Origin of the sequence: Iamia sp. SCSIO 61187, assembly GCF_019443745.1 — a bacterium.
GTDB lineage: Bacteria > Actinomycetota > Acidimicrobiia > Acidimicrobiales > Iamiaceae > Iamia.
Map to the genome: position 1 here is coordinate 1 of NZ_CP050949.1, position 21,984 is coordinate 21,984.

The 21,984-nt window shown below is 69.2% G+C and carries 30 protein-coding genes and 1 pseudogene; 24 read left to right on the top strand and 7 right to left on the bottom strand.

The genetic code is table 11. From position 1 onward, the window contains the following. The first annotated feature begins 575 nt into the window (after positions 1–575). The 8 genes and pseudogenes from HC251_RS24750 (at position 576) to HC251_RS24790 (ending at position 7,815) form a co-directional block, all read left to right on the top strand. Entirely contained in the window at positions 576–1,508 is a 933-nt protein-coding gene (locus HC251_RS24750; protein ID WP_219942231.1) for a sterol desaturase family protein, read from the top strand. A 25-nt stretch (positions 1,509–1,533) separates the two neighbouring features. Next, positions 1,534–2,241 (top strand): zf-HC2 domain-containing protein, encoded by a 708-nt coding sequence (locus HC251_RS24755; RefSeq protein ID WP_219942230.1) that lies wholly within the window; start codon positions 1,534–1,536, stop codon positions 2,239–2,241. Then, a complete protein-coding gene (locus tag HC251_RS24760) occupies positions 2,238–2,708 on the top strand; it encodes a cupredoxin domain-containing protein (RefSeq protein WP_219942229.1) in 471 nt (156 codons plus the stop codon). The genes HC251_RS24755 and HC251_RS24760 overlap by 4 nt, the downstream gene beginning before the upstream one ends. Before the next feature lie 95 nt (positions 2,709–2,803). Then, positions 2,804–3,127: pseudogene (locus tag HC251_RS26455) on the top strand (copper resistance CopC family protein); the annotation flags it as partial. Positions 3,128–3,270: 143 nt separating this feature from the next. Then, the gene (locus HC251_RS24775) at positions 3,271–4,413 is read left to right on the top strand and encodes a CopD family protein (protein WP_255566802.1); all 1,143 of its coding nucleotides are present in this window, start codon (positions 3,271–3,273) and stop codon (positions 4,411–4,413) included. After that, a complete protein-coding gene (locus HC251_RS24780) occupies positions 4,410–5,027 on the top strand; it encodes a hypothetical protein (protein ID WP_219942227.1) in 618 nt (205 codons plus the stop codon). Before HC251_RS24775 ends, HC251_RS24780 begins: the two co-directional genes overlap by 4 nt. A gap of 493 nt (positions 5,028–5,520) precedes the next feature. After that, a complete protein-coding gene (locus tag HC251_RS24785; protein ID WP_219942226.1) occupies positions 5,521–6,729 on the top strand; it encodes a DUF4214 domain-containing protein in 1,209 nt (402 codons plus the stop codon). Positions 6,730–6,756: 27 nt separating this feature from the next. After that, on the top strand, positions 6,757–7,815 hold the full coding sequence (locus tag HC251_RS24790; protein WP_219942225.1) for a hypothetical protein: 1,059 nt from the start codon (positions 6,757–6,759) through the stop codon (positions 7,813–7,815). A 19-nt stretch (positions 7,816–7,834) separates the two neighbouring features. Here HC251_RS24790 and HC251_RS24795 read toward each other — a convergent pair whose 3' ends face one another. From HC251_RS24795 to HC251_RS24810, 4 genes are read right to left on the bottom strand one after another with little or no spacing between them, the layout of a single operon-like run. Continuing rightward, the gene (locus tag HC251_RS24795; RefSeq protein ID WP_219942224.1) at positions 7,835–8,308 is read right to left on the bottom strand and encodes a hypothetical protein; all 474 of its coding nucleotides are present in this window, start codon (positions 8,306–8,308) and stop codon (positions 7,835–7,837) included. A 6-nt stretch (positions 8,309–8,314) separates the two neighbouring features. Continuing rightward, positions 8,315–8,506 carry a hypothetical protein gene (locus tag HC251_RS24800; RefSeq protein WP_219942223.1) on the bottom strand — a complete coding sequence of 64 codons (192 nt, stop codon included), beginning with the start codon at positions 8,504–8,506 and terminating at the stop codon, positions 8,315–8,317. Beyond that, entirely contained in the window at positions 8,493–9,395 is a 903-nt protein-coding gene (locus HC251_RS24805) for a cation diffusion facilitator family transporter (protein ID WP_219942222.1), read from the bottom strand. Before HC251_RS24805 ends, HC251_RS24800 begins: the two co-directional genes overlap by 14 nt. Next, complete coding sequence (locus tag HC251_RS24810) at positions 9,392–9,772, bottom strand: helix-turn-helix transcriptional regulator (protein ID WP_219942221.1); 381 nt, start codon at positions 9,770–9,772, stop codon at positions 9,392–9,394. The genes HC251_RS24805 and HC251_RS24810 overlap by 4 nt, the downstream gene beginning before the upstream one ends. A gap of 312 nt (positions 9,773–10,084) precedes the next feature. Between HC251_RS24810 and HC251_RS24815 the strand changes: the two genes are divergently transcribed. The 12 genes from HC251_RS24815 (at position 10,085) to HC251_RS24870 (ending at position 17,335) form a co-directional block, all read left to right on the top strand. After that, entirely contained in the window at positions 10,085–10,666 is a 582-nt protein-coding gene (locus HC251_RS24815) for a DUF1775 domain-containing protein (protein WP_219945815.1), read from the top strand. Positions 10,667–10,716: 50 nt separating this feature from the next. Further along, entirely contained in the window at positions 10,717–11,280 is a 564-nt protein-coding gene (locus HC251_RS24820; RefSeq protein WP_219942219.1) for a hypothetical protein, read from the top strand. Between the two features lie 216 nt (positions 11,281–11,496). Next, complete coding sequence (locus HC251_RS24825) at positions 11,497–12,282, top strand: DUF305 domain-containing protein (protein WP_219942218.1); 786 nt, start codon at positions 11,497–11,499, stop codon at positions 12,280–12,282. Next, positions 12,279–12,428 carry a hypothetical protein gene (locus HC251_RS24830; protein ID WP_219942217.1) on the top strand — a complete coding sequence of 50 codons (150 nt, stop codon included), beginning with the start codon at positions 12,279–12,281 and terminating at the stop codon, positions 12,426–12,428. The genes HC251_RS24825 and HC251_RS24830 overlap by 4 nt, the downstream gene beginning before the upstream one ends. Further along, positions 12,412–13,185 carry a CPBP family intramembrane glutamic endopeptidase gene (locus HC251_RS24835; RefSeq protein ID WP_219942216.1) on the top strand — a complete coding sequence of 258 codons (774 nt, stop codon included), beginning with the start codon at positions 12,412–12,414 and terminating at the stop codon, positions 13,183–13,185. Before HC251_RS24830 ends, HC251_RS24835 begins: the two co-directional genes overlap by 17 nt. After that, entirely contained in the window at positions 13,182–13,562 is a 381-nt protein-coding gene (locus HC251_RS24840; protein ID WP_219942215.1) for a cytochrome c family protein, read from the top strand. Before HC251_RS24835 ends, HC251_RS24840 begins: the two co-directional genes overlap by 4 nt. Then, complete coding sequence (locus HC251_RS24845) at positions 13,562–14,275, top strand: SCO family protein (RefSeq protein WP_219945816.1); 714 nt, start codon at positions 13,562–13,564, stop codon at positions 14,273–14,275. The genes HC251_RS24840 and HC251_RS24845 overlap by 1 nt, the downstream gene beginning before the upstream one ends. Then, positions 14,272–14,760, top strand: a complete 489-nt coding sequence (locus tag HC251_RS24850; RefSeq protein WP_219945817.1) for a copper chaperone PCu(A)C — start codon at positions 14,272–14,274, stop codon at positions 14,758–14,760. The genes HC251_RS24845 and HC251_RS24850 overlap by 4 nt, the downstream gene beginning before the upstream one ends. After that, positions 14,757–15,596 carry a cytochrome c oxidase assembly protein gene (locus tag HC251_RS24855; RefSeq protein WP_219945818.1) on the top strand — a complete coding sequence of 280 codons (840 nt, stop codon included), beginning with the start codon at positions 14,757–14,759 and terminating at the stop codon, positions 15,594–15,596. The genes HC251_RS24850 and HC251_RS24855 overlap by 4 nt, the downstream gene beginning before the upstream one ends. Next, positions 15,593–16,246: a thioredoxin domain-containing protein gene (locus tag HC251_RS24860; protein ID WP_219945819.1), complete on the top strand. Its 654-nt coding sequence runs from the start codon at positions 15,593–15,595 to the stop codon at positions 16,244–16,246. The genes HC251_RS24855 and HC251_RS24860 overlap by 4 nt, the downstream gene beginning before the upstream one ends. A gap of 127 nt (positions 16,247–16,373) precedes the next feature. Then, positions 16,374–16,973: a vitamin K epoxide reductase family protein gene (locus HC251_RS24865; RefSeq protein ID WP_219942209.1), complete on the top strand. Its 600-nt coding sequence runs from the start codon at positions 16,374–16,376 to the stop codon at positions 16,971–16,973. Further along, the gene (locus tag HC251_RS24870) at positions 16,970–17,335 is read left to right on the top strand and encodes a hypothetical protein (protein WP_219942208.1); all 366 of its coding nucleotides are present in this window, start codon (positions 16,970–16,972) and stop codon (positions 17,333–17,335) included. The genes HC251_RS24865 and HC251_RS24870 overlap by 4 nt, the downstream gene beginning before the upstream one ends. Before the next feature lie 36 nt (positions 17,336–17,371). On the opposite strand, the gene HC251_RS24875 is transcribed toward HC251_RS24870, so the two are convergent. Further along, on the bottom strand, positions 17,372–18,463 hold the full coding sequence (locus HC251_RS24875) for a class I SAM-dependent methyltransferase (RefSeq protein ID WP_219942207.1): 1,092 nt from the start codon (positions 18,461–18,463) through the stop codon (positions 17,372–17,374). Positions 18,464–18,523: 60 nt separating this feature from the next. On the opposite strand from HC251_RS24875, the gene HC251_RS24880 reads away from it, so the two are divergent. Genes HC251_RS24880 through HC251_RS24890 form a run of 3 tightly spaced genes read left to right on the top strand, consistent with a single transcriptional unit; the run spans position 18,524 to position 19,865 of the window. After that, positions 18,524–18,841 carry a helix-turn-helix transcriptional regulator gene (locus tag HC251_RS24880; RefSeq protein ID WP_304608316.1) on the top strand — a complete coding sequence of 106 codons (318 nt, stop codon included), beginning with the start codon at positions 18,524–18,526 and terminating at the stop codon, positions 18,839–18,841. Continuing rightward, on the top strand, positions 18,838–19,518 hold the full coding sequence (locus tag HC251_RS24885) for a cation transporter (RefSeq protein ID WP_219945822.1): 681 nt from the start codon (positions 18,838–18,840) through the stop codon (positions 19,516–19,518). Before HC251_RS24880 ends, HC251_RS24885 begins: the two co-directional genes overlap by 4 nt. Next, positions 19,518–19,865 carry a DUF3703 domain-containing protein gene (locus HC251_RS24890; protein WP_219942205.1) on the top strand — a complete coding sequence of 116 codons (348 nt, stop codon included), beginning with the start codon at positions 19,518–19,520 and terminating at the stop codon, positions 19,863–19,865. The genes HC251_RS24885 and HC251_RS24890 overlap by 1 nt, the downstream gene beginning before the upstream one ends. Before the next feature lie 115 nt (positions 19,866–19,980). Here HC251_RS24890 and HC251_RS24895 read toward each other — a convergent pair whose 3' ends face one another. Beyond that, complete coding sequence (locus HC251_RS24895) at positions 19,981–20,397, bottom strand: MerR family transcriptional regulator (protein WP_219942204.1); 417 nt, start codon at positions 20,395–20,397, stop codon at positions 19,981–19,983. A 122-nt stretch (positions 20,398–20,519) separates the two neighbouring features. Here HC251_RS24895 and HC251_RS24900 point away from each other — a divergent pair, with 122 nt between their 5' ends. Then, the gene (locus HC251_RS24900) at positions 20,520–21,740 is read left to right on the top strand and encodes an MFS transporter (protein WP_219942203.1); all 1,221 of its coding nucleotides are present in this window, start codon (positions 20,520–20,522) and stop codon (positions 21,738–21,740) included. Here HC251_RS24900 and HC251_RS24905 read toward each other — a convergent pair. Continuing rightward, positions 21,737–21,982, bottom strand: a complete 246-nt coding sequence (locus tag HC251_RS24905; RefSeq protein WP_219942202.1) for a helix-turn-helix domain-containing protein — start codon at positions 21,980–21,982, stop codon at positions 21,737–21,739. The genes HC251_RS24900 and HC251_RS24905 overlap by 4 nt on opposite strands. Positions 21,983–21,984 lie beyond the last annotated feature (2 nt).

Sequence of the window (21,984 nt, forward strand, 5' to 3'; positions counted from 1 at the left end):
TCGCCGGAGGTGGACGTAGGTCCACCCGAGGAGGTTGAAGAGCACCTCGGCATCTTCCTCTGGGTCGACGCTGGCCAGCGTTCCGTCCGCCTGTCCGTCGGTGAGGATGCGGGCGAAGGGTGCCGTGTACTCGAGTCTCGTCAGCGCGTCGTGGTCGTCGGTCGCGAGGTGGAACACCGCAGTCGGTCCGTCGAACAGACCGGCGAGGAGCGCCAGGTGCTGGTCCGCCAGGTCGAACAGGGCGTGAGCAAGCAGCATGAGGCGATCCCGAGCGCTTGTGGTCGCCGTCAAGGCCGGGAGAGCAGCGGCTCGAAACTCCTCGGCCGCAGCGAGGGCGGCGCTGGTGAGGAGCGTCTCCCGCGTTAGCCCCCGACGGTAGAGCGTGACCCGGTTCAGCCCGGCCTGCCCGGCGATCTGTTCGAGGGTCACGCCGTCGAACCCGTGCTCGGCGACGGCCGCCTCCACTGCGGCGATGAGCGCCGTCGAGGTCTCCACCGCACGATTGTGACGTAGGTGACGAGCCTCACGCAACAGAGGCGTTGCATCGTCGCAGCGGACACGTCACTATGGACTTCATGGGACGCAACGCATGTGATGCATCGGCACAACACTCCCGAACGCTGCTCGAGATGATCACCCGTCACGGGTACCTGCCCCTGATGCTCCTTGGTCTGAACGGCTTCGGCCTCTGGCTGGCCTCGCGAGGAGCCTCGAAGGTCCTGCTGGCGGCGCTTCTGATCGGAGCAATCGCGGCGTCCTTCGTGGCCGAGAGGATCGCCCCCTACGAGCCGGCCTGGAACGCCGCCCGAGGGGACGTCGGTCGTGACTTCGCCCACGCACTGGTGAACGAGGGCTTGCAGATCGGCTCCCTGCTCGCACTTCCTCTGACCGTCGAGCACTTCGGGGTCGAAGGGCTCTGGCCGAACGGCTGGCCCTTTGTGGTTCAGGTTCTCGCTGCTGTGGTGGTAGCGGACGCGGGGATCACGCTGGCCCACTGGGCGAGCCACAAGGCGCCTGCCCTCTGGCGATTTCACGCTGTCCACCACAGCGTCGAGCGCTTCTACGGCTTCAACGGGCTGTTGAAGCACCCGCTCCACCAGCTGTTCGAGACGGCTGTCGCGACGACGCCTCTCGTCGTGCTCGGGTTGCCGACCGCGGTAGCCACGGCGCTCGTCTTCATGGTCGGCATCCAGCTGCTGCTCCAGCACTCCAACGTCGACTACGCCGTCGGGCCGCTACGCCACGTGCTTGCGCTCAACTCCGTCCACCGCTTCCACCACTACCGATGGGCGGGCGTCGGTGACGTGAACTTCGGCCTCTTCACGAACATCTGGGATCGCCTGTTGGGCACCGCATCCTGGGACGAGCAGAAGCGCTTCACCTCGGACGACCTAGGCATCGACAAGCGGCCAGAGTTCCCGACTCGATACCTGGCACAGATCGCCGATCCCTTCCGCCGTTCCCCTGCGATCCCGGCGGACGAGTCGGGCACGAGGCGAGCTGGGTGACCGGACGCAACTTCCACCCGATGCGATGGCGAGGAAGGCTTCGGTCGCGAGGGAGACACCCATCCGGGCCCCGACACAGGATGGAGGGAACTGCGGCGCTCTCCGCAACGACTGGGAGAGCATGGATTGCGACGAATGCCGAGAGGCGCTCTCTGCGGATCTGGACGGCGAGGGAGACCCAGCGTCCGTGACCGGGGCGAGTCGCCACCTCGAACGCTGCGGGGCGTGTCGGGACTGGGAGACTGTCGCTGCGCGATTGCACGGCTGGGTGCGCGTCAGATCGGTGGAGCCTCTTCGCGATCGAACGGATGAGATCCTGGCGGCTGTGCCGCTGGCGATCCGTCCACGGCCGGTCAGGGAGGGGGTGCGCTACGCGCTCCTGGCGGTGGGCCTGACCCAGCTCGTACTCGCCCTCCCTGCCCTCCTCCTAGCGGAGAGCACGGCTGCCCCGATCCACATCACGAGGGAGATGGGCGCGTTCGAGGTTGCGCTCGGGATCGGCCTGCTCGCCTCGGTCTGGCGGCCTCGTCTCGCCACCGGAATGCTGCCGTTCGCAGGAGCGCTCGCAGGGGCGATGCTGCTCACTGCAGCCATCGACCTGTTCCAGGGTCAGACAGTTGCTGCGAGCGAGGGCCAGCACGTGCTCGCAATGACGGGCGTCGCTCTCCTTGCTGCGCTCACCCGACGCCCTCGTGCTGATCGGGACATGCGAAGCAGGATGTCCGCCGCATGACCTCCTTCGAAACCCATTTGCGTTTCCCTGCTGATACCCCTGCCGAGGGCAGTGACGGGGTGGTGCCCCTGACCACACTGACCCCGGCCTCACTCGACCGTCGTAGGTTCCTCCGGCTGGCCTTAGGGGCCGTGGCAGGAGCTTTGCTTGCGGCGTGTGGATCCGACGATGGAGCAGGCGGACCTGTCGGGGATCCGGTCCGCGAGTTCACGATCGTCGCGGAGAACCTGGCGTGGGACATCGACACGGTCACAGTTCCGGCAGGCGTGGAGGTCAAGGCCACGATCGAGAACCGCGATCGCAGCGTGCCCCACAACCTCCACATCCGCTCGGCAGGGGATCCCAAGTCGCCGCTCGAGGATGGCCCCGTCACCCAGACGTTGCGGTTCACGATCGATGAGCCCGGGAGCTACGACTACCTCTGCGACGCCCACCCCATGATGAAGGGCACGATCCACGCTGTCTGAGCAGTCGTCCTACGTGCTGATGTCGCCGCGAGGCGGCGCTCACATAGATTCCCCGCCCGTGCCACCGCTCGGCCGCCGTCTCGTTGTCGCCGTCGGTGCCCTGCTCGCGTTTCTCGGCACGCTGGTATTGGGCGTTGGCCCGGCCGGCGCGCACGCTTCGCTCCAGGACACCAGCCCCCGATGATGCCCTGGTCGAGGATGCGCCCGACCAGGTGACGCTTCGCTTCGACGAGCCGGTGAGCGCATCGACCGGCGCCGTCCAGGTGGTGTCGCCCTCGGGCGGGCGGATCGAGGATTCGGTCGACGAGGCCGACCAAGGGCGAACCCTCGTGGTCGGCATCGACGGCGGTGTCCGGGGGACCTACACGGTGGCGTACCGCGTCGTCAGCGACGACGGCCACACCATCACGGGTTCGTTCGTGTTCCACGTCGGCGTTCGCACCGGGCAGCGAACATCGACCAGTCGATCCCCATCGCCACCTCGGCGACAGGGGGTGTGGGCCGTTGGCTCGGCTACGCGGGCGCTGCGGTGGCGGTCGGCGGCGCGCTGCTCCTCGCTCAGTTGCAACGACGCGCACCGCAAGGCGACGTCGCCGGGGCGCGTCGGATCGGCGCCCTCATCCTCGGCGGTGCGGCGACCAGCGCGTTGGGCACGGCCGCCGCGGTCGTCGCGCAGACCGCCAGCACCAGCGGCAGGTCACCCTTCGCAGCGCTGAGCCTCGTCACCGAGGTCGCAAGCGACAGCCGTCCGGTCGCAGTCGCCCTGCTCCGGTCCGGTGTGCTCCTCGCCGCTGCGCTGGTTGGCCTGGCCGGTTGGATCCGTCACCGCCCCGGGGTCCTCGTCGGCACCGGAGGGATCGTCGCCCTTGCTGGCCTGCTCGCTCCGGTCGCTGGCCATCCGTGGACCGCCGATGCGAGAGCACTGGCCGTCTCGGCTGACGCCGTCCACCTGTTGGCCGCATCGATCTGGCTCGGCATGTTGGTCGCCCTCGTCGTCGCCGGGCCGTCGCTCGCGGATCCCGACCGAGCCGTACGTGCGGTGTCCGGTGCTGCGCTGGCGGCGGCGGTGGTGGTGTTGGTCTCGGGGTCCGCTTCGGCCTGGCTGCTCTTGGGATACCGCGACGCCATCACCCAGACGGCGTCGGGTCAGCTGGTCGTCGCGAAGGTGGTGGGGTTCGCCCTGCTGGTGGTGCTCGGCTGGATCAACCGCACCCGCCTCATCCCCCTGCTCGGTCGGGTGGCAGCCGACGGGCAGCCGGCACCCTCGGCTGGCGCCGCACGGCGCGCCCTGCTCAACGTCGTGAGGGCGGAGGTCGTGGTGGGCGCCTTGGTCTTGGCGGTGACCGCCGGGCTGGTCAACCAACCGCCTGGCCGCGACGTCCTCGCCGAGCCCTACGAGGACGTGCGGACCGAGGGGGACCTCACGATGCGACTCCAGGTCACCCCGGCGCAGGTGGGCGACAACACCATGCACATCTACCTCACCGACACCGACGGTCGAGCCGTGCGGTTCGACGCGCTGGAGGCCACGGTGGCCCGGGAGGGCATCCCCCCACGCAAGCTGGACGGCGTCACCCCGGTCACACCGGACCATGCCAGCATCTACGGCGCCTCGCTCCCGACCGCGGGGACCTGGACGGTCACGCTCATGACCGTGACCTTGACGACGACAGCCACCTTCACCTTCGAGGTATCCGTTCAATGACAACCGCCCGCTGGTTGCACCGTGCCCCGATCGTGCTGGGCATCGCAGTCGCCATCGTCCTCGGGACCGCGCCCGCCGCCCACGCCCATGGCGGGGAAGGCCAGATGGAGGTCACCTCGATCACGAGGGACGGGGATGAGGTGACGGTGACGGTCCACCTGATCGCCGTCGATGACGGTCATGGCCTTCCCGACGCCACCGTCACCGTGGTCGTTGGAGAAGCCACCCCTGTCCCCATGCAGCCCGGAGCACAGGACGGCGACTACCAGGCGACGGTGGTCGCTGCCGAGGGCGCCCCGATCCGCGTCACCTCCGTCGAACCGCCGACCACCGCCGAGGTCACCGCCCCGCCGATGGCGGAAGAGACGACCTCGACGGTGACGACAACGGCACCCGAGACGACCACGACGGCCGAGGCCTCGCCGACGACCATCCCCGAGGAGCAGGCCGCCGATCCGATCTCCGATCAGGAGGTCGATGCCGGGTCCGACGATGGTGGAGCGAGCCTGGCGCTGGTCGGTGCCGCGGTCGTGGTCGTCGTTGCCCTCGTCGCGATGGGCATCATCTTGCTGGGACGCAGGCGCGACCCGGACGAGGTAGCCGCCGACGCCTGAGCGTCCAGCGGGGAAACGCATCGGCGGCGAAATGTCCCGACCTGCCTTCCAGCAGGCCTGCCCGAGCCCGTAACGTGATCGCAACATCATCGGCCGGTCGGTCGGCGGAGCTCGCCGGACCTGTTCGGACGCCGATCGGTGCCGATGGCTAGCTGACCGACGAAGAGCAAGGCGCCTCATGGACATCCATCCCCCAGCGAAGACCGTCCAGCCTCGGTTGACGCGTCGCCGGGTGCTCACCGCCGGCGCCGCCGTCGGTGCGGGGGTCGCGTTGCGCGGCTTCCCGGCCTTCGGCCAGGAAGATGCAAGCACGACGACGAGCGAGCCGTCCCCGACCGCCAGCGCATCCTCGGGCACCACCTCCCCCACATCGAGCACCAGCACCGCACCGACACCACCGACGACCGCGCAGCCTGTCCACCCGACCGAGCGATCCGTCGGTCAGACCCGCAGCTTCGACACCCTGCTTCAGGAGAGCCCCGACCGAGGCATCATGTGGCCGCTCCTGGGCCGGCCGAACACCTCGGCCACGTGGAGCGACACCTACGGCGCCTGTCGTGACGGGTGCTCCCGAGCCCACCAGGGCCAGGACCTCATCGCTCCGCAGATGACGAAGATGCTCGCCGTGGTCAGCGGCACCATCGTCGAGTTCCGCCATCGATCCTCGGGCAACTCGCTCTACATCCGCGGCGACGACGGATGGTTCTACTGCTACCTCCACAACAACGACGAGCGCCCAGGCACCCACACCACGGACAACCGGGCGGACACGGCCTGGGGGCCGAGCCTGCGGCAGTTCGTCGGCAACGAGGCCGCAGCTCGCGGTCATCGGGTCCGGCAAGGCGAGTTCGTCGCCTACTGCGGCGACAGCGGCAACGCCGAGGGCACCTATCACCTCCACTTCGAGATCCGGAAGCCGGCCAGCGGCAGCTTCTCCAGCGAGACACAGCGGCTGTGGTCGTCGGCATCGGTGAACCCGCGCGAGTCGCTGCGCAACGCCAAGGCAGCGAAGGAGCTGACGCCAGTCCCGCCCGAGGCGTTCCGGCCGTTCGACAGCTCACGCGCCTTCATCGCCTATCAGTACGAGGACTTCTTCGGCCGGGCGCCGTCGTCGGGCGACCTCACCTACTACGGCGAGATGCTGGACTACGGCACGCGGAGCCCGGACTGGCTGATGCAGTACTTCCTCGAGTCCGGCGAGGGCGACGACATGACCCAGTGCATCGCCCGCCTCTACCAGGCTTTCTACCGGCGGCTCCCGGACACGGGCGGCTTCGTGTACTGGATGGATGCCCGGCGGAGCGGATCCTGGTCCCTCCATCGGATCGCCGAGCAGTTCGCCCGAGCCCCTGAGTTCAGCCGGATGTACGGCTCCCTCGACGACGCCGGCTACGTCGACCTGGTCTACCGGAACGTGCTCGGACGCGATCCGGACGCCGCGGGAAAGCAGTACTGGGTCGATCAGCTCGCGGCCGGGGTCACCCGGGGCCGGGTCATGACCGGGTTCAGCGAGTCGCCGGAGTACAAGGCGAGCCAGAGGTCGCGCATGCACGTCGTCGCCTGCTACGGGGTGATGTTGAATCGCATCCCCACATCGTCCGAGCTGTCGGCGTGGCAGTCCCAGGTCGATGAGTCGGGCTCCACTCGCAGCATGATCACGATGCTGCGCCAGACCGACGAGTACACAGCCGCCGTGGGCTGAACTGCGCAGCGCGCCATCATTGCCCCGGTGAGCCTCCCATCCCGGTCTGCCCGCATCGCCCGGCGGGTCCTCGTCGCCCTCGCCGTCGTCCTCGGGCTGGTCGCCGGGCTCGCCGGGCCGGCGTCTGCCGATCCACCCGGCCCGACCGACTACCGCTCGCAGATCGACGACATCGTCCCCAACACCGATGGCTTCCGAGCGTCCATCGTGGGCGGCGACGGGTTCTTGTTGCTCGAGGTCGCCGACGGTACGACGGTCGAGGTACCGGGCTACGACGGCGATCCGTACCTGCGCTTCCGGGACGACGGGACGGTCGAGGAGAACCAGTCCTCACCCACGGCCTTCCTCAACCAGTCGCGGACTCGCACCGATGCCAGCGGCGTGAACGCGGGGGCCGAGCCACGGTGGAAGGTCGTGGCCACCGATGGAAGGTGGGCGTGGCACGACCACCGGATCCACTTCATGGGCGGCGAGGTTGCGGAGGCAGCCCGCACGGACCAGGGCGTGGGGTGGGAGGTGCCGATGGTGGTGGACGGCGAGGAGGTGGTGATCACTGGCGACTACCGCCTGATCGACGCACCGTCGCCGCTGCCGTGGTTCGCGCTCGCCCTCGTGGTCGCCGTGGCGGTGGGTCTTGGGATGTCCCGCCTCGTCCCGGCGGTGCCCGCTGCTGGCGTGGTGCTGCTGTTCGCGGGCATCGGCGGCGTGGTGGCTGGCGCCGCCCAGCGCAGCGAGAGCCCTCCCGGAGCGTCCACCTCGACGCTCGTGGTGATCCTCCCAGCCATCGCCGTCATCGCCGGGGTCGTCGTGCTCATCGGTAGGAGCCGGGTGCTGCGCGGCGTCGTGGCGCTCGCCGGCGCGGCTGCCCTCGGCGGCTGGGCGTTGGTTCGCATCCAGGTGCTCTGGAAGGCCCTCCTCCCCACCTCCCTCCCGGCGAGCGTCGATCGCTCGATGACCGCGGTCGCTCTCGGAGCGGTCATCGGTGTCGCGGCGCTGATCATCAGGTCCGGCACCCTCGCTCCGGACCTGAGCGACCTCGACGAGCCGGCTTCCGAGGCTGGTCCCGCAGCTTCGGCGCCAGCCTGATCAGTGCTAGCCGCGTCGATCAGCCGGTGAACTCGACTCTGCGGGAGACGTCGAGGACGGGGGCCAGGCGTCGCCATCGGCGTTGGCGGTAGCGGTAGAAGACCTGGGCGAAGAGGGCCACGGCAGGGGTCAGGGCGCCGGCATCGATCGTGATGCGGTCCTGGTAGGTGCTCCGCCGGGCATCGACGGGTGATGTGATCAACACGTGATCCCAGCGCCGAACGGCGCCGCCGTGCTCCTCCGTGACGAGGACGCGAGCCTCGTCGTCGATCAGCTTCACCGTGAGGTGGTGACGAGAGAACGGCACGACGCGCCCCAGGAACGTCCATCCGACGATGGCGTCGTCGACCCGCCACGGCCGGTCCAGGCGTTCGGCTGCCCGGTAGCGGAGCATCGAGCCGGCGACGTGTACTAACGCGTCCGGCGTCTTCATCGCCGCCCAGATCACGTCCGCGGGCGCGTCGAGCTGGGTCGAGATCTCGATTGTCCTCACCGGCGACTACTCCTCGTTCCGATCTGCATCGTCGAGGGCAGCCTTGCGTTGGGCGAGCGTGCGCTCCGCTCGGTGGTTCGCCAGCCAGAGCAACCCGGCGAACAAGGCGATCGGGACGAGGATGAGGAGGACCTCGTCCCAGCCGCCTTGGTGGGCCAGCACCATGCCGAGGAGGGTTGGTCGATCACCAGTGGACATCGGCGCAGCCTTCGTGGTCGTCGGGTTCGACCTGCAGCGTGGCGTGGGCGATGGCGTGATCGTCGGCGAGCAGGGACCGTGCTCGGTCGAGGACGGTGTGGGTGTCGACGCCGGTCGAGACCATCAGATGGGCCGAGGCGACTTCCATGTCCGAGGTCAGCGTCCAGACGTGGAGATCGTGCACGTCGGTCACGCCCGGGATCGCGGCGAGCGAGCTGCGCATCGCGTCCAGGTCGAGATCCGGCGGTGCGGCCTGCACCAGGATGCGTACCGCCTTCGCTCCGAGGCGCCATGTCCGAGGCAGGATGAACAGCCCGATGCCCACTCCCACCACGGGATCGACCCACCCCCAGCCGGTCAGCTGGAGCACGATCGCCGCGATGATGACCCCGACCGATCCGATCGTGTCGGAGAGCACCTCGAGGTACGCGCCCTCCAGGTTCAGGCTCTCCTTCGAGCCTGAACGCAGGAGGGCGAAGGCCCCAAGGTTGGCGCACAGCCCGAGCACGGCAACGATCAGCATCGGGGTGCCCAGCACCTCGGGCGGCTCCGAGAAGCGTCGCACGGCCTCGAAGAGCACGTAGATGGCGACGCCGAACAGCAGCACGGCGTTGGCGAGAGCGGCCAGGATCTCCAGCCGGTAGAGCCCGAACGTCTGGTGCGACCGGGTCGAGCGCTGCGCCAGCTGGATGGCTGCGAGGGCCATCCCGATGCCGATCACGTCGGTGAGCATGTGCCCAGCATCCGAAAGGAGGGCCAACGAGTTCGTGATCAACCCGGCTGCTACCTCCACCACCATGAAGGTGGCCAGCAGGGCGAAGGCGGCGAGCAGGGGGCCCTTGTGGCGGGCTCCGGCGCTTATCGATGCGTGGCTGTGATCTCCGCTCATCGTGGATCCTCCGAGTCGTGACGGGCGTGCTCGAGTAACAGGTCCAGCAGCGAGCGGATGTGATCATCGTGCAGCCGGTACAAGATCGATCTCCCGTCCCTGCGGTTTGCCACGACGTCTCCGGTGCGCAGGAGGCGTAGGGCGTGCGACACGTTGCTCTCGGAAGCTCCGACGGTCTGAGCGATGTCGGCTACTCGCATCTCTCCGGCGGCCAGAAGGCAGTACAGGATCTTCGCCCGGGTCGGGTCGGACATCAGACGGAACAGCGTGGCGATCCTGTCGATCTCGACGTCCGACGGCAGACGCCCTCGCGCACCGGCGATCCGGTCGTGGTCGCCGGTCGCCGTCGAACGGGTGGCGAGAGTCGGTGGAGCCACGGGAGCACTATCCATGAAGACCTGTTCATATGTCAAGGTTCGCATGTGTCGGGCCGGCAGGAGCTTCGGGGAACCAGCCGGCGGAACGCGGCGACATGGTCGTAGTGAAGGTGTTCGCCGCCCCGCTCATCTCCGTCGCCACCCTGCTGCTGTTGCCCACCCCGAGCGGAGCGCACACCGACTCCGACACGGTGGCTGTTCCAGCTGGGGGAGAGGCGACGGTGACGTTTCGGCCGACGCACGGGTGTGCTGGGGAGCCGACGATCGAGGTAAGCGTTCGGGCGCCGGTGGAAGGCGCCCCCCGCCGGTGCGGTGGACGGGTGGCAGCAGTCGACGGAGCCTGATGGCGAGGGGAACACGGTCCTGAAGTGGAGCGGCGGTCTGCTCGCGGCGGATCAGGCGGGGGCGTTTCCGATCACGTTCGCTGCGCCCGACGCAGTCGGCGAGCTGTTGACCTTCCCGGCGGTGCAGATGTGCGAGGGCGACAAGGAGCTGGCGTGGATCGACGGTGATCCCGAGGGCGAGTACCCCGCACCACGTCTGCTGATCCTGGCGGCTGGCTCCGAGTCCGCCGCGACGATCGACGAGGTCGCGGCGGACGCGCCGGGGCGGGACCGGCTGGGCGAGATCGTCGCTGTCGACAACCCGGCAGAGGGCGAGCCTGCAACGCCGACCCCGGAGGCGGCCGAGCCGCCCACATCCCTTCCCGCCTCGCCGTCGACGACGCCGCCTCTCGCCGACGACGAGGCGGCCTCCCCGACCACCGGCGCGACCAGCTCTGATGACGACGGCGGCAGCAGTGGCGTGTCGGTCGCTGCTCTGCTGATCGTCGGACTCGGTGCCGTTGGCGTTGCCGTCTACATGATCCTGCGGCGGCGCTCGCAAGCCTCGTGACATCTGGCCCCGATGGGATCTGGTGTCAGGCGCCGCCTACCCTGCGGTCGGTGATGTCCACAGTTCGACGCCGGCACCTGATGGTGCTCCCGGGTGGCCTCGTCGTCGGCCATCTCGCGGCGTCGGTCCTGACAGGTCACCAGCCGGCCGCAGAGCTCGGCGAATGGGGGTCGATCCTCCTCCAGGCGCTCCTCTGCGTCGGCCTTCCGCTGGCCGGGTGGGCCGGTCTCGCCGCAGCTCGGGATGGGTGGCGTGGCCGTGCGACCGCGACGGGGCCCTTGGCCCTCATCGTCCAGCAGGTGCTCGCCTTCGTGGGCCTCGACCTCATCGAGCACGCCCTGACCGGGACCGATCCCTGGAGCGCCGCGCAGTCGGGGCGGTTCTGGGTGGCGGTGGCGGCGCACGCGGCTGCGGGCGCTCTGGCTTGGGTCGTGTTGCGGCTCGCCTCCCGGCTGGGTCGGACCCTCGCCCGCCTGCGCCGCGGACGCTGCGAGGCCTGGGCCGCCGTGCCGGCTGATCTCGTTGCCCGGGCAATGGCTGCGCAGATCGTCGCGCTGTCGTCGCTCTCCCGGCGCGGACCTCCGGTCGATGTGCCGGCGCCACACCTGATCTAGCCCCTCGCTGCTGTTTGCAGCGTGCGGGCCGCGGCCATCGCCGCGTGGTGCCGGACGGAGCGTCGTGGTTGCGGCGCGCCCCGTACGCACGTGGAGATGCACATGGCCGTCACCGCTGACGCCCCCTCGCAGTCCGACGCCCAAGTAGGCGCGGACGAACCTGATCAACCAAGCCTTGAACCCCGCCCCGGACGGTGGGAGCGGTGGTTCGGCCCGATGACACCGCTCAAGCTCGTCGTGCTGGTCGTCGCGGTGCTGTTCCTCGGCGCCACGGCTGGCTACGCCTTCCGGGATCGCGAGTCCCAGGCGTCGTCGGCCGTCGACGTCGGGTTCCTCCGGGACATGAGCACCCACCACAACCAAGCCGTGGTCATCGCTCGCACGGCATTGGCCGGCGAGCTGCCGGAGGAGGTCGCGGTCTACGCCCAGGAGATCATCGTCGCCCAGCAGTTCGAGTTCGGGCTGATGCAGGCCACGCTGTACCGCTACAACGAGGACCCTCTCGGCGACGGCAACGCCATGGGCTGGATGGGAATGCCGGTCCCCGAAGACGAGATGCCCGGCCTGGCGAGCGCCGAGGAGCTGTCCCGTCTTGAAGAGCTCGATGGGGAGGAGGCGGCCGAGCTGTTCTTCGCCCTGATGAGCCGACACCACCTGGGTGGGGCCCACATGTCGGAGGAGGCGGCCAAGGAGGCCAGTGACCCTTATGTGCGCGAGCTGGCGGACCGGATGGCCCGGAGCCAGGTGTCAGAGATCCAGGAGTACGGGGCCGCACGGGCCCGGCTCGGCATCGGCCTGCCCGACGGGTACCCCGAGTCGCCTGAGATCAACGTTCCTCCCGAGCGAGATAGCGACGACGGGCGGGGCCCCCTCTTGCTGATCGGCGTCGGCCTCGTGCTCGCGGCCGGCGTCGTGGCCGCCGTGGCGTGGGTCGTGGCGGGGCGAGTCGGGCGGCGAGAGGACGACGACGTCGAACCGGTCGACGATGAGGCCTCGTCGTGATCGCGGAGGCCCAGTCCGCCTCGGACGGAAGCGTCGTCGCCGCCGTCATCCTGGGAGCGATCGTGCTCGCCTTCGTCGTCGGTGGGCTGGTCATCGCCCGTTCGGCTCGGCGTAGCCGCAAGGAGCACGGTGTCGACGACCTCTGAGCCGGCTGTCACCACGCCACAGCGGGCCGCCTGGGGCGTGCGCGAGGTGATCGCCGCTGCCCTGATCGCCCTCGTCGTCAGCACCGTCCTCGGGTCGGTGCTGCTGACCGCATTGGGCGAGGAGAGCACCGATTCGGCTTCGCTCGTGACGGTCGCGTTCTTGCAGACCACGTTGTGGGTGGGCATGGCGCTATCGGTCGCGTTCGTCCTACGTGGGCGAACTGCGTCGATCTTCCGGGACCTCGGTCTCCGGTTCCGGCTCGTCGACGTCCCCATCGGGCTCGCGATCGGCGTCGCCTGCCAGCTGGTCCTGGTGCCGATCATCTCCTCCCCATGGGCGCACGTGCTCGGCCGCTCGACCGACCAGCTTCGAGAGCCCGCCTGCCAGCTGGCCTACAAGGCCGACGACCCCTTCGGCGTCGTGGTGCTGTTCGCCATCACCGTCGTAGGCGCCCCGTTCGTCGAGGAGCTGTTCTTCCGTGGGTTCGTGCAGCGGGGGATGACGACCGGCATCGGCCGAACCGTCGGAGTCGTCGCCACGGCGTTGGTGTTCGGGGCGGTGCACTACCAGCTGCTCCAGCTCCCGGCGCTGGTCGCGTTCGGGCTCGTGCTCGGCTCCATCACGGCGCGCTCCGGTCGGCTCGGCCCGGCGATCGTGACCCATGCTGCGTTCAACGCCACCACCGTCGTCACCCTCGTGATCCTGAGCTCGTCGGTTGAGGATCGCTGTGCCTCGGTGTTGGGTGTCGTCTCGTGAGTGCGCGCCTGATGCGCCCCCTCGGCGCCGCGACCTCAGCTCTCGCCGTCGCCATCGGGCTCGTGGCCTGCGGGGGTGACACCGAGCCGCGAGCGGGCCGGGTCGATGGTGCCGACCTCGTCGGTTCGCTCGGCTGCTCGACCTGCCACAGCACGAACGGCGATCGGAAGCAGGGCCCGACGTGGAAGGGGCTGGCCGGGTCTGAAGTGCCCCTGGTCGACGGCTCGACCGTCCGTGCCGACCGCGCCTACCTCGCCCGATCCATCGAGGACCCCGACGCCGAGGTCGTCGACGGGTTCACGCCGATCATGCCCGACCTCGGCCTCGAGCAGGACCAGGTCGACGCCATCGTCACCTACATCGAGGAGCTGTCCTGATGCCCGACGCCGTCACCGACGATGTCGACACCGGAGCCGACGACGAGAGGACCTCGGCGCCCGCGAAGCCGAAGGCGAAGGTCCCCCGAGCACCGTTCATCGTCGTCGCCGTCACCGTCCTGCTCCTCGGCATCGCGGTCGCCTTCCGTGCTCAGAACCCGATGGAGGAGCCGGACCGGTCAGCTCTCAACGGCACCATGCTCGGCGCGCCACAGCCTCGACCGGAGTTCACCCTCACCGACACCGATGGCCGCCCCTACGACTTCGCCGACGAGACTGCGGGCGAGCTGACCCTGTTGTTCTTCGGCTACACGTCGTGCCCGGACGTCTGCCCCCTCCACCTGTCGAACCTGGCCTTCGCGCTCGAACGACCCGGTGTCCCCACGCCGACCGTGGTGTTCGTGGGCGTCGACCGCCAACGCGACACACCGGAGGCGATCCGAACGTTCCTGGACCGCTTCGACCCGCAGTTCGTCGGCCTGACGGGCACCGAGGAGGAGCTGCGGCTCGCCCAGGAGGCCGCCAACGTGTCGGTGGCTATCACCGAGGAACCCGAGGAGCCCGGCGGCGACTACCTCGTGGGCCACTCCGCCCAGGTCATCGCCTACACCGCGGACGACCAGTCCCACGTCGTGTACCCCTTCGGCGTCCGCCAACAGGACTGGATCGACGATCTCCCGGTCCTGGCCCGCAACGAGTGGGACGAGACGTGAAGACGCTCGTCGCGCTGGTGTTCGTGCCCTTCCTGCTACTCGTCGTCGCCGGATGTGGAGGCGGCTCGGTCGCGGCCGAGGCCAACCGCGTGAAGGTCATCGACGCCTTCATCACGGAGGGCTCGATGGCCCTGGCGGTCTACCTGGATCTCGACAACCACGGCCGGGCTGACCGGATTGTCGGCGCTGACCTGGTCGGTGACAGCGCCGGCCTGGCCGCGAAGGTGACCCTCCACCAGACCGCCGAGCGCGACGGGCTCTCGGTCATGGAGCCGACAGACGGCATCGACATCGCCGGGGAGACCGACGGCGCCCTGCGTCCCGGCGATGCGCACATCATGCTCGAGGACGTCAGCCGCGAGGTCACCACCGACGACCTCGTGTCCCTGCGCCTCGACCTCGACCGGGCCGAGGACATGACGATCGAGATCCGGGTCGTCACCGCAGACGACGCCGTCGCCCTCCTGACCAAGGACACGCCATGACCTGGTGGTGCTCAGCGACCCGGCTGCCGTGGTCGTGGACGCCCCGGGCCTACCCCGGGGTGTGGGCCTTCATGGCCCTCCTCGTCGTCTCTGCGGGGCTCGCGGCCCGCCGGACGGGGGTGCGGCTCACCGGCCGCCAGCGCGCCTCCTGGATCACCGGCCTCTTCGCCCTGTGGATCGCGACGGACTGGCCCGTCGGAGCGCTCGGCTCCGGCTACCTCGCCTCCGCCCACATGGCCCAGTACATGCTCTACACCTTCTTCGCCGCGCCGATGCTGCTGCTCGCCGTCCCCGAAGATCTGGCCCGGTCGGTGATCCCTGCGGGGCTGGTTCGCCGGGTGCTCCGGGCAGCGTCGCACCCGCTGATCGCCGCCGTCGTCGCCAACGTCGTGCTGCTCGCCACCCATGCCCCCTGGACCGTCGACACCGTCCGGGTCACCCAGCTCGGATCGTTCGTCCTCGACGTGGTGTGGCTGCTCGGTGGGTTGGTCATGTGGCTGCCGATCATCAGCCCGCTGCCCGAACACCGCGCCCGGCCGCTCATCCAAGCCGGGTACCTGTTCCTCGCCGCCGGGCTCGTCCCCATGATCCCTGGCGGGTTCCTCACCTTCGCCGACGATCCCCTCTACCGCCTCTACGAGCTCGCCCCGCGGGTCGGCGGCATCGACCCGGCCAGCGACCAGCAGGCCGCCGGCGTGTTGATGAAGGTCGGCAACCTCCCCCTCATCTGGCCCGTGATCGCCGCCACCTTCGTGCGCGCCGCTCGACGAGACGACGACCTCACCGCACCGTCCACCCCCTCCGAACCAACCCTGACAGGAGCCACTACCCCATGAGCAAGAGCGTCAAGATGTCCCTCGCGCTGATCGTGTGCGCCGCCATCGCACTCGCCGCCGTCGCACTCCTCGGTGGTGACGACGGCGAACCGGAGAAGACGGCCGCAGGCGGTTCCGAGCAAGACGACCGCCTGGCCCGGGCCGACAGCATCCGCCTGGCCACCGCGGACGAAGGGGCGCCAGTGCTCGTCGAGTTCCTCGACTTCGAGTGCGAGGCCTGCCGAGCGGTCAAGCCGGTGGTCGATCAGGTCCGCCAGGACTACGAGGGCGACCTGGAGATCGTCGTGCGCTACATGCCGCTGCACGCCAGCTCGGTCAATGCCGCCAAAGCAGCCGAGGCCGCCAACGCCCAGGGCAAGTTCGAGGAGATGTACGACCTGCTCTTCGAAACTCAGCCCGCGTGGGGCGAGCAGCAGACCCCCGAGGAGCAGCACTTCTTCGATCTCGCCGAGCAGATCGGGCTCGATATGGACGAGTTCAGCGCGGTGTACGAAGACCCCGCTACCGAGGCCAAAGTCGAGCGCGACCAGGCCGACGGCGAGGATCTCGGCGTCACGGGCACCCCGACGTTCTTCCTCGACGGCGAGGAGCTTGACCTGAGCACCGTCGAGGACCTGACCGCGCAGCTCGACGAGGCCGTCGGCCGTTGAGCCCATCCCGTTCTGTCGCCCTGACGACGCCACGACCGCCGGTGGCAGCCGGCGGACGAAGGCGACCGGGAGCGACCCTCACCCGCCGCCGGCTTCGTCAGGGTTGCCGGCGGCGGGTGCTGGCCTCGTGAGCACCACCGACCGCGCCGCGCCGAGCCGGCGCTTCGCCGCCGGTCTCGTCGTCGCCGGCCTCATCGGCCTGCTCGCTGCGGCGACGCTCCTCGTCGAGAAGATCGCCCTCCTCGAAGACCCCGACCGGATCCTCACCTGCGACATCAACCCGATCATCTCCTGCGGATCGGTCATGACCACCGACCAGGCCGAGGCGTTCGGGTTCCCGAACCCGATCATCGGCATCGTCGGCTTCACCATCATCATGACCATCGGTGTCGTGCTCCTCGCCGGAGCCCACCTTCCCCGCTGGGTACTCCGCGGCCTCGGTGCCGGCGCCACCTTCGGCGTCGGGTTCGTCCACTGGCTGATGTTCCAGAGCATCTACCGCATCGGCGCCCTGTGCCCGTACTGCATGGCGGTGTGGGCCGTGACGATCCCGCTGTTCGTCACCACCGTCGCCATGCTCATCCGCACCGGTTCCATTCGCCCGCAACCAGCCCGACTCGGACGCCTGGTCACCGACTACCAGGCGGTCATCGTCACCGTGTGGTTCCTCGTCATCATCGGACTCATCACCCGCCGCTTCTGGTCCTACTGGGAGACCCTCCTGTGAACGCTTCCACCTCGTGGTTCCGCTGGCCCCTCACCTTGCTCGCCCTGGCCATGCTCGCCGGCTGCTCAGGCGGTCGAGATGTCCCCGACGACTATGGCGCCACCACCGAGCGCAACTTCACGGAGGGTTGCGTCGCCGCCCTGACGGACGACTCAGGCGATGGGCCGACCTACGACGGCGACACCGCCGAGGATGTGTGCGGTTGCGCTTACGAGGAGATCACCTCGCCCAGCGGCCTCACCTACGAGCAATTCCGCGAGATCAACGACAGGCAGGAAGAGGCACCGTCGGAGCTGCCCGACGAGCTCAGGGAGATCATCGACCGCTGTCGCCCTCCTGAAGATGGCGCCGGTGGCGGTTGATCCGATTGAGGCAAGACCCGGAGGTGCTGCGCCGAGCTAGGGGCGGATCTCGTAGAAGGCGTTGACGGCGTGGTCGACGTCGAGCTGGCGGAAGCGGGTGAAGCCCGCGTCGCGGGCGATCGCCTCGGCTCGGCGGGCCGACAACCCGAGGGTGCCTAGCCCGGCGCCGCCCGGTTCGGAAAGGCCGGAGGACATGCAGCTCATGACGCTCTCGCCGTACATCATGGCGGCGACGGGGTTGTGGGCGACGTTCTCGGCGTAGGTGTCGTAGGCCTTGATGTCGATGAGCAGCCAGGTCCCGTCCTCGGCCACCGCACCCCGGATGGTGCGAGCCATGCCGGCGGGATCGGTCATGTCGTGGAGACAGTCGCAGGTGGCGACGAGGGCAAACGATCCGTCGTCGGGGATGGGCTCGTCGCCGCCGTGGCGGAACTCGACGTTGGCCAGCCCTCGCTCGGCGAGCCGCGCTCCGGCTCGGTCGAGGGCGAGGTGGGAGATCTCGTAACCGACGATCTGGCTGGCCGGGAACGCGGCGGCCAGCTCGAGCACGACCCCGCCGGACCCGCACCCGACGTCGGCCACCGTCGCACCTGCCTCGAGCCGAGCGACGACATCGTCGAGGAGCGGGACGACGTCGGCGACGAGGTGCGCTCGCATCCACGGCTCGAAGGTCCGCTCGATGCCGATGGCGCCGTCGGGGCCGTGAGCGTCGTAGTCGTAGCCGACGCCGGTGCGGAAGCTGTCCGGGAGCCTCTCCAGCCGTTGCATCGTCTGGGGCAGCGAGTGGAACATCCCGGCCAGGTTCGCCTCGTGATCCGGGTCGGCCAGGACGACCGCACCAGCGGCCGACAGCGAGAAGCGCTCGGCGTCGTCGACGAGCACCAGTCCGGCAGCGGCCTGGTTGTAGAGCCACTCCCGCACCCACCGCTCGACCAGCCCGGCTGCGTCGGCCAGCTCGGCCGACGACACCGGTCGTTCCAGGTCGGCCAGGGTGCGGTAGAGGCCGAGCCGATCACCCAGATGGACCATCGCCGCCGTGATCGCCCCGGCGCGCACCTTGGCCACCTCGTAGGCGAACAGCGCGATCTCGACCTCGTCGGGTCCTTCGTCGACCATGGTGGATGCCATGGCGGCGACGCTACCGGTCGGACGCTGGACAGTTCAGCGGCGAGCGGTATAGTTCAGCCTGTGCTGAACACCGCTACACGGCTCGAAGCCATGAGCCGACTGGGTCGGGCCCTGGCCGATCCGAACCGTTGCCGCATCTTGCTGATGCTCCTCGATGGCCCGGCCTACCCGGCGGCCATGGCCGAAGAACTTGGCCTCAGCCGCCCGAACGTCAGCAACCACCTCGCCTGCCTCCGCGGCTGCGGCCTCGTCGTCGCCCAACCCGAGGGGCGTCAACTCCGCTATGAGCTGGCCGACCGCCACCTCTCCCACGCCCTGCGAGACCTGCTCGACGTCACCCTGGTCGTCGAGTGCCCCGAGTGCGGGAGCGAGACATGACCACAGTCCAGTTCTCGGCACTCACCCCCAACAGGGAGACGGTGCTGCGGCGCCGGGTCCGGTTCACGGTGGCTGCGACGATCACCTACAACGTCGTCGAGGGCGTCATCGCCATCACCGCCGGCACCGTTGCGGGCTCGGCGGCGCTCGTCGGGTTCGGCCTCGACTCGACCGTCGAGGTGCTCTCGGCCGCTGCGGTCGCCTGGCAGTTTGCGGGCACCGACCACCGAGCGCGAGAGCAGACGGCCCTGCGGCTCGTTGCCGTCTCGTTCTTCGCCCTTGCCGCCTACGTGTCCTTCGACGCCCTCCGCACGCTGCTCGGCGCCGCCGAGGCGGACCACAGCACCGTTGGCATCGTCCTCGCCGCCTTGAGCCTGGCGATCATGCCCGTCCTGTCCTGGTTCGAGCGCCGAACCGGCCGAGCGCTCGGTTCGGCCAGCGTCGTGGCCAACAGCAAGCAAACGCTGCTGTGCACCTACCTCTCGGCGGTCTTGCTGCTCGGCCTCGTCGCCAACAGCGTCCTCGGCTGGTCCTGGGCCGACCCCATCGCCGCCCTCGTCATTGCCGCCGTCGCCGTCAAGGAAGGACGCGAGGCCCTCAACGGCGAGGTCTGCTGTGCCGCCCCCTCGGCCCTCGCCGACGAGCCGGACGACGCCTGCTGCCCGGGGTGCGACTGATGGCCCGCCGACCTATGCCTGACGCGGTGCGCAACGCCTTCGACGCCGAGCTGCAAGCAGCCGGCTACTCCGAGGGCCAAGCCCGATGGGACCACCTCGAACGAGCCCACATCCTCTCCCAACCATGGGCCTGGCCCCATGTGAAGGTGCATGGCCTCATGCTCCGCCAAGGCCTCCGAGAACGAGACCGACGAGAGGCGATCGGCCAGGTCGTCCGCCTGATCGTCGCCGGCCCTGGCTCCCTCGCCGGCCGCTATCCGAGCGGCAACAGCGGTCGAGCCACGGTCCCCATGATGAAGCCCGCGCCCGTTCCGCCCGACCTCGCCGCCCTTCTCGACCGCGTCTGATAACGCGCGCGGTCAGCTAGACGTCGCAATGGCGCGCCAGGTCTCGGCTGAACCTTCGCTGAGCCACGACCACGTCCCGGCTTCCATCGTCCAGTCCCGCAACGGACGGTCCTGTTCACGGAGCAGCTGACTCTATGACGGTGCAGACAACGGCTTCGCGCCCGGACCGCATCGCCTGCTCTGCCTGGTCACGAGCGTTGCTGAGCGTCGCGCGCACCGCACACAGATCGGCGATGGCCCGATCTATGCCCGCCAGTCGGCGGTCGAGCAGCTCGACGACCATCCCGCAGGGACGCCCTTCGGAACGCTGAAGGTCGATGATCTGGCCGATCTCCTCGAGTCGCAGCCCGATGGACTTCGCCTGCCGCACGAACCTCAGCACGGCGATCTCCTCCGGCCCATAGGTGCGGTATCCGCCTGACGTGCGGGAGGCTGGGCCGATGAGGCCGCGAGCCTCATAGAGCCGGATGGCCTTCGGAGTGAGGCCTGTGAGGTCAGCGGCCTGCCCGATGGTGAGGCTCGACGTCGACATGATCGGAAGCTCCTTGACCTTGCCCCTAGGACAAGGTTCTATCGTCGATTCGCATCGGATCCCCCTCGCACCACGACGAGTCAGACAGCCGCGGCTCCGGGGCGACGCCGCTCCGGCGGGCGATGAGCCGACCGGCGTTCCGTCGCTTCTGGGCTGCTCAGACCGTCTCTCGCTGGGGCGACACCTTCAACTCAGTGGCCCTCGTGATCGTCGTGTACGAGTTGACCGGCTCTGGAGTGAAGGTCGCGGGCACTGTCGCTCTCGAAATCGCACCGGTGATCCTCTTCGGGTTCATCGCCGGGTCGTTCGTGGACCGCTACGACCGCAGGCGGATCATGGTGTCCGCCGATGTCGCGCGCGCCTTGGTTGCCATAGGGCTGGCCGTCTTCCACGACGAGCTCCTCGCCGTGTACCTGGCTGCGTTTGCGCTTTCGGCCTTCACCGTGCTGTTCAACCCGGCCGCTGGGAGCGCTCTCCCTGCAGTAGTGGTCGACCCAGACGACATCGTGGGCGCCAACGCTGCCGTGTGGTCGGCTGCTGTCATCTCCCAGATCGCCCTCGCACCCGTCGCCGGCCTGATCGTCGCGACGGCAGGGGCCCGGATTGCCTTCCTCCTCAATGCCCTCACCTTCGTCATCTCGGCGGTCCTGCTGGTCCGCCTTCCGATGGTGCGCGAACCAGTTCGGTCGGCGGGGAAGCACCTCGCTGACATTGCGGAAGGTCTGAAGGCCATACGTTCGAGCCGGTTCCTCGGGGTGCTGGCCTGCGTGCAGGGTCTCGCAGCGCTCTCGGCCGGCGCGACCTCTGCGCTCCTCGTGGTCCTCGCCGAGGATCACCTCGATGTCCGCGCGAGCCAGTTCGGACTGTTGATCGCAGCGATAGGAGTCGGCGCCGGTGTCGGGCCACTCGTCCTCCAGCGCATCGCGAAGGACGTGCGCCGTCGAGGATGGTTGTTCGGCCCCTACGTCCTTCGAGGCGTAGTCGATGTGGTGCTCGCCGCCAGCACCTCCTTCGGAGTGGCGCTGGGGGCTCTCGCTGCGTACGGCGTCGGGACGAGCACCGGCAACGTCACCTACAACAGCGTTCTGCAGACCACGGTGCCCGAGCGGATGCGTGGGCGGGTCTTTGCCTTCTTCGATGTGGTCTGGCAGACCGGACGGCTCCTGAGCATCGGAGTCGGAGGTCTTGCAGCCGACCGCTTCGGCATCGCAGCCGTCTACTTGCTCGGCGGGGCACTACTCGTAGGCGCCGGTGCACTCGGCCTGACCCTCGCTCCGCAGCGCCTCGTACACGCGGCCAACGTGGGTGACGCTGATTCCCGCATGGCTGGCGAGCACGGCTAGGCGGTCTCAAGGTGACGGGCGAGGTTCGGAACACTGGCCGACTCGGGGTGTTCGAGCATCTCTTGCAACGCCCCGATCGGGACGCGGAGGGTACGGCCGAGCTGGAGGCAGGGAATGCCCTCCCGGCCACCCGTCTCGCGCCAGCGGCGGGCCTGTGCGTAGGCCGCGCCGCGGCTGATGCGGAGCACCGCGGCTGCCTCCTCGATCGTGAGCACCTCGGTGCTGTGGTGTGGCGTCTTCATGG

Bases quoted from the DNA above. Each gene is read 5' to 3' on its own strand.
- HC251_RS24785 (WP_219942226.1), top strand. From the start codon at position 5,521: ATGTGGCCGCTCCTGGGCCGGCCGAACACCTCGGCCACGTGGAGCGAC.
- HC251_RS24800 (WP_219942223.1), bottom strand. From the start codon at position 8,506: ATGTCCACTGGTGATCGACCAACCCTCCTCGGCATGGTGCTGGCCCAC.
- HC251_RS24760 (WP_219942229.1), top strand. From the start codon at position 2,238: ATGACCTCCTTCGAAACCCATTTGCGTTTCCCTGCTGATACCCCTGCC.
- HC251_RS24845 (WP_219945816.1), top strand. From the start codon at position 13,562: ATGCCCGACGCCGTCACCGACGATGTCGACACCGGAGCCGACGACGAG.
- HC251_RS24860 (WP_219945819.1), top strand. From the start codon at position 15,593: ATGAGCAAGAGCGTCAAGATGTCCCTCGCGCTGATCGTGTGCGCCGCC.
- HC251_RS24780 (WP_219942227.1), top strand. From the start codon at position 4,410: ATGACAACCGCCCGCTGGTTGCACCGTGCCCCGATCGTGCTGGGCATC.
- HC251_RS24895 (WP_219942204.1), bottom strand. From the start codon at position 20,397: ATGTCGACGTCGAGCCTCACCATCGGGCAGGCCGCTGACCTCACAGGC.
- HC251_RS24755 (WP_219942230.1), top strand. From the start codon at position 1,534: ATGGCGAGGAAGGCTTCGGTCGCGAGGGAGACACCCATCCGGGCCCCG.
- HC251_RS24825 (WP_219942218.1), top strand. From the start codon at position 11,497: ATGACACCGCTCAAGCTCGTCGTGCTGGTCGTCGCGGTGCTGTTCCTC.
- HC251_RS24890 (WP_219942205.1), top strand. From the start codon at position 19,518: ATGGCCCGCCGACCTATGCCTGACGCGGTGCGCAACGCCTTCGACGCC.
- HC251_RS24875 (WP_219942207.1), bottom strand. From the start codon at position 18,463: ATGGCATCCACCATGGTCGACGAAGGACCCGACGAGGTCGAGATCGCG.
- HC251_RS24750 (WP_219942231.1), top strand. From the start codon at position 576: ATGGGACGCAACGCATGTGATGCATCGGCACAACACTCCCGAACGCTG.
- HC251_RS24805 (WP_219942222.1), bottom strand. From the start codon at position 9,395: ATGAGCGGAGATCACAGCCACGCATCGATAAGCGCCGGAGCCCGCCAC.
- HC251_RS24900 (WP_219942203.1), top strand. From the start codon at position 20,520: ATGAGCCGACCGGCGTTCCGTCGCTTCTGGGCTGCTCAGACCGTCTCT.
- HC251_RS24905 (WP_219942202.1), bottom strand. From the start codon at position 21,982: ATGAAGACGCCACACCACAGCACCGAGGTGCTCACGATCGAGGAGGCA.
- HC251_RS24885 (WP_219945822.1), top strand. From the start codon at position 18,838: ATGACCACAGTCCAGTTCTCGGCACTCACCCCCAACAGGGAGACGGTG.
- HC251_RS24855 (WP_219945818.1), top strand. From the start codon at position 14,757: ATGACCTGGTGGTGCTCAGCGACCCGGCTGCCGTGGTCGTGGACGCCC.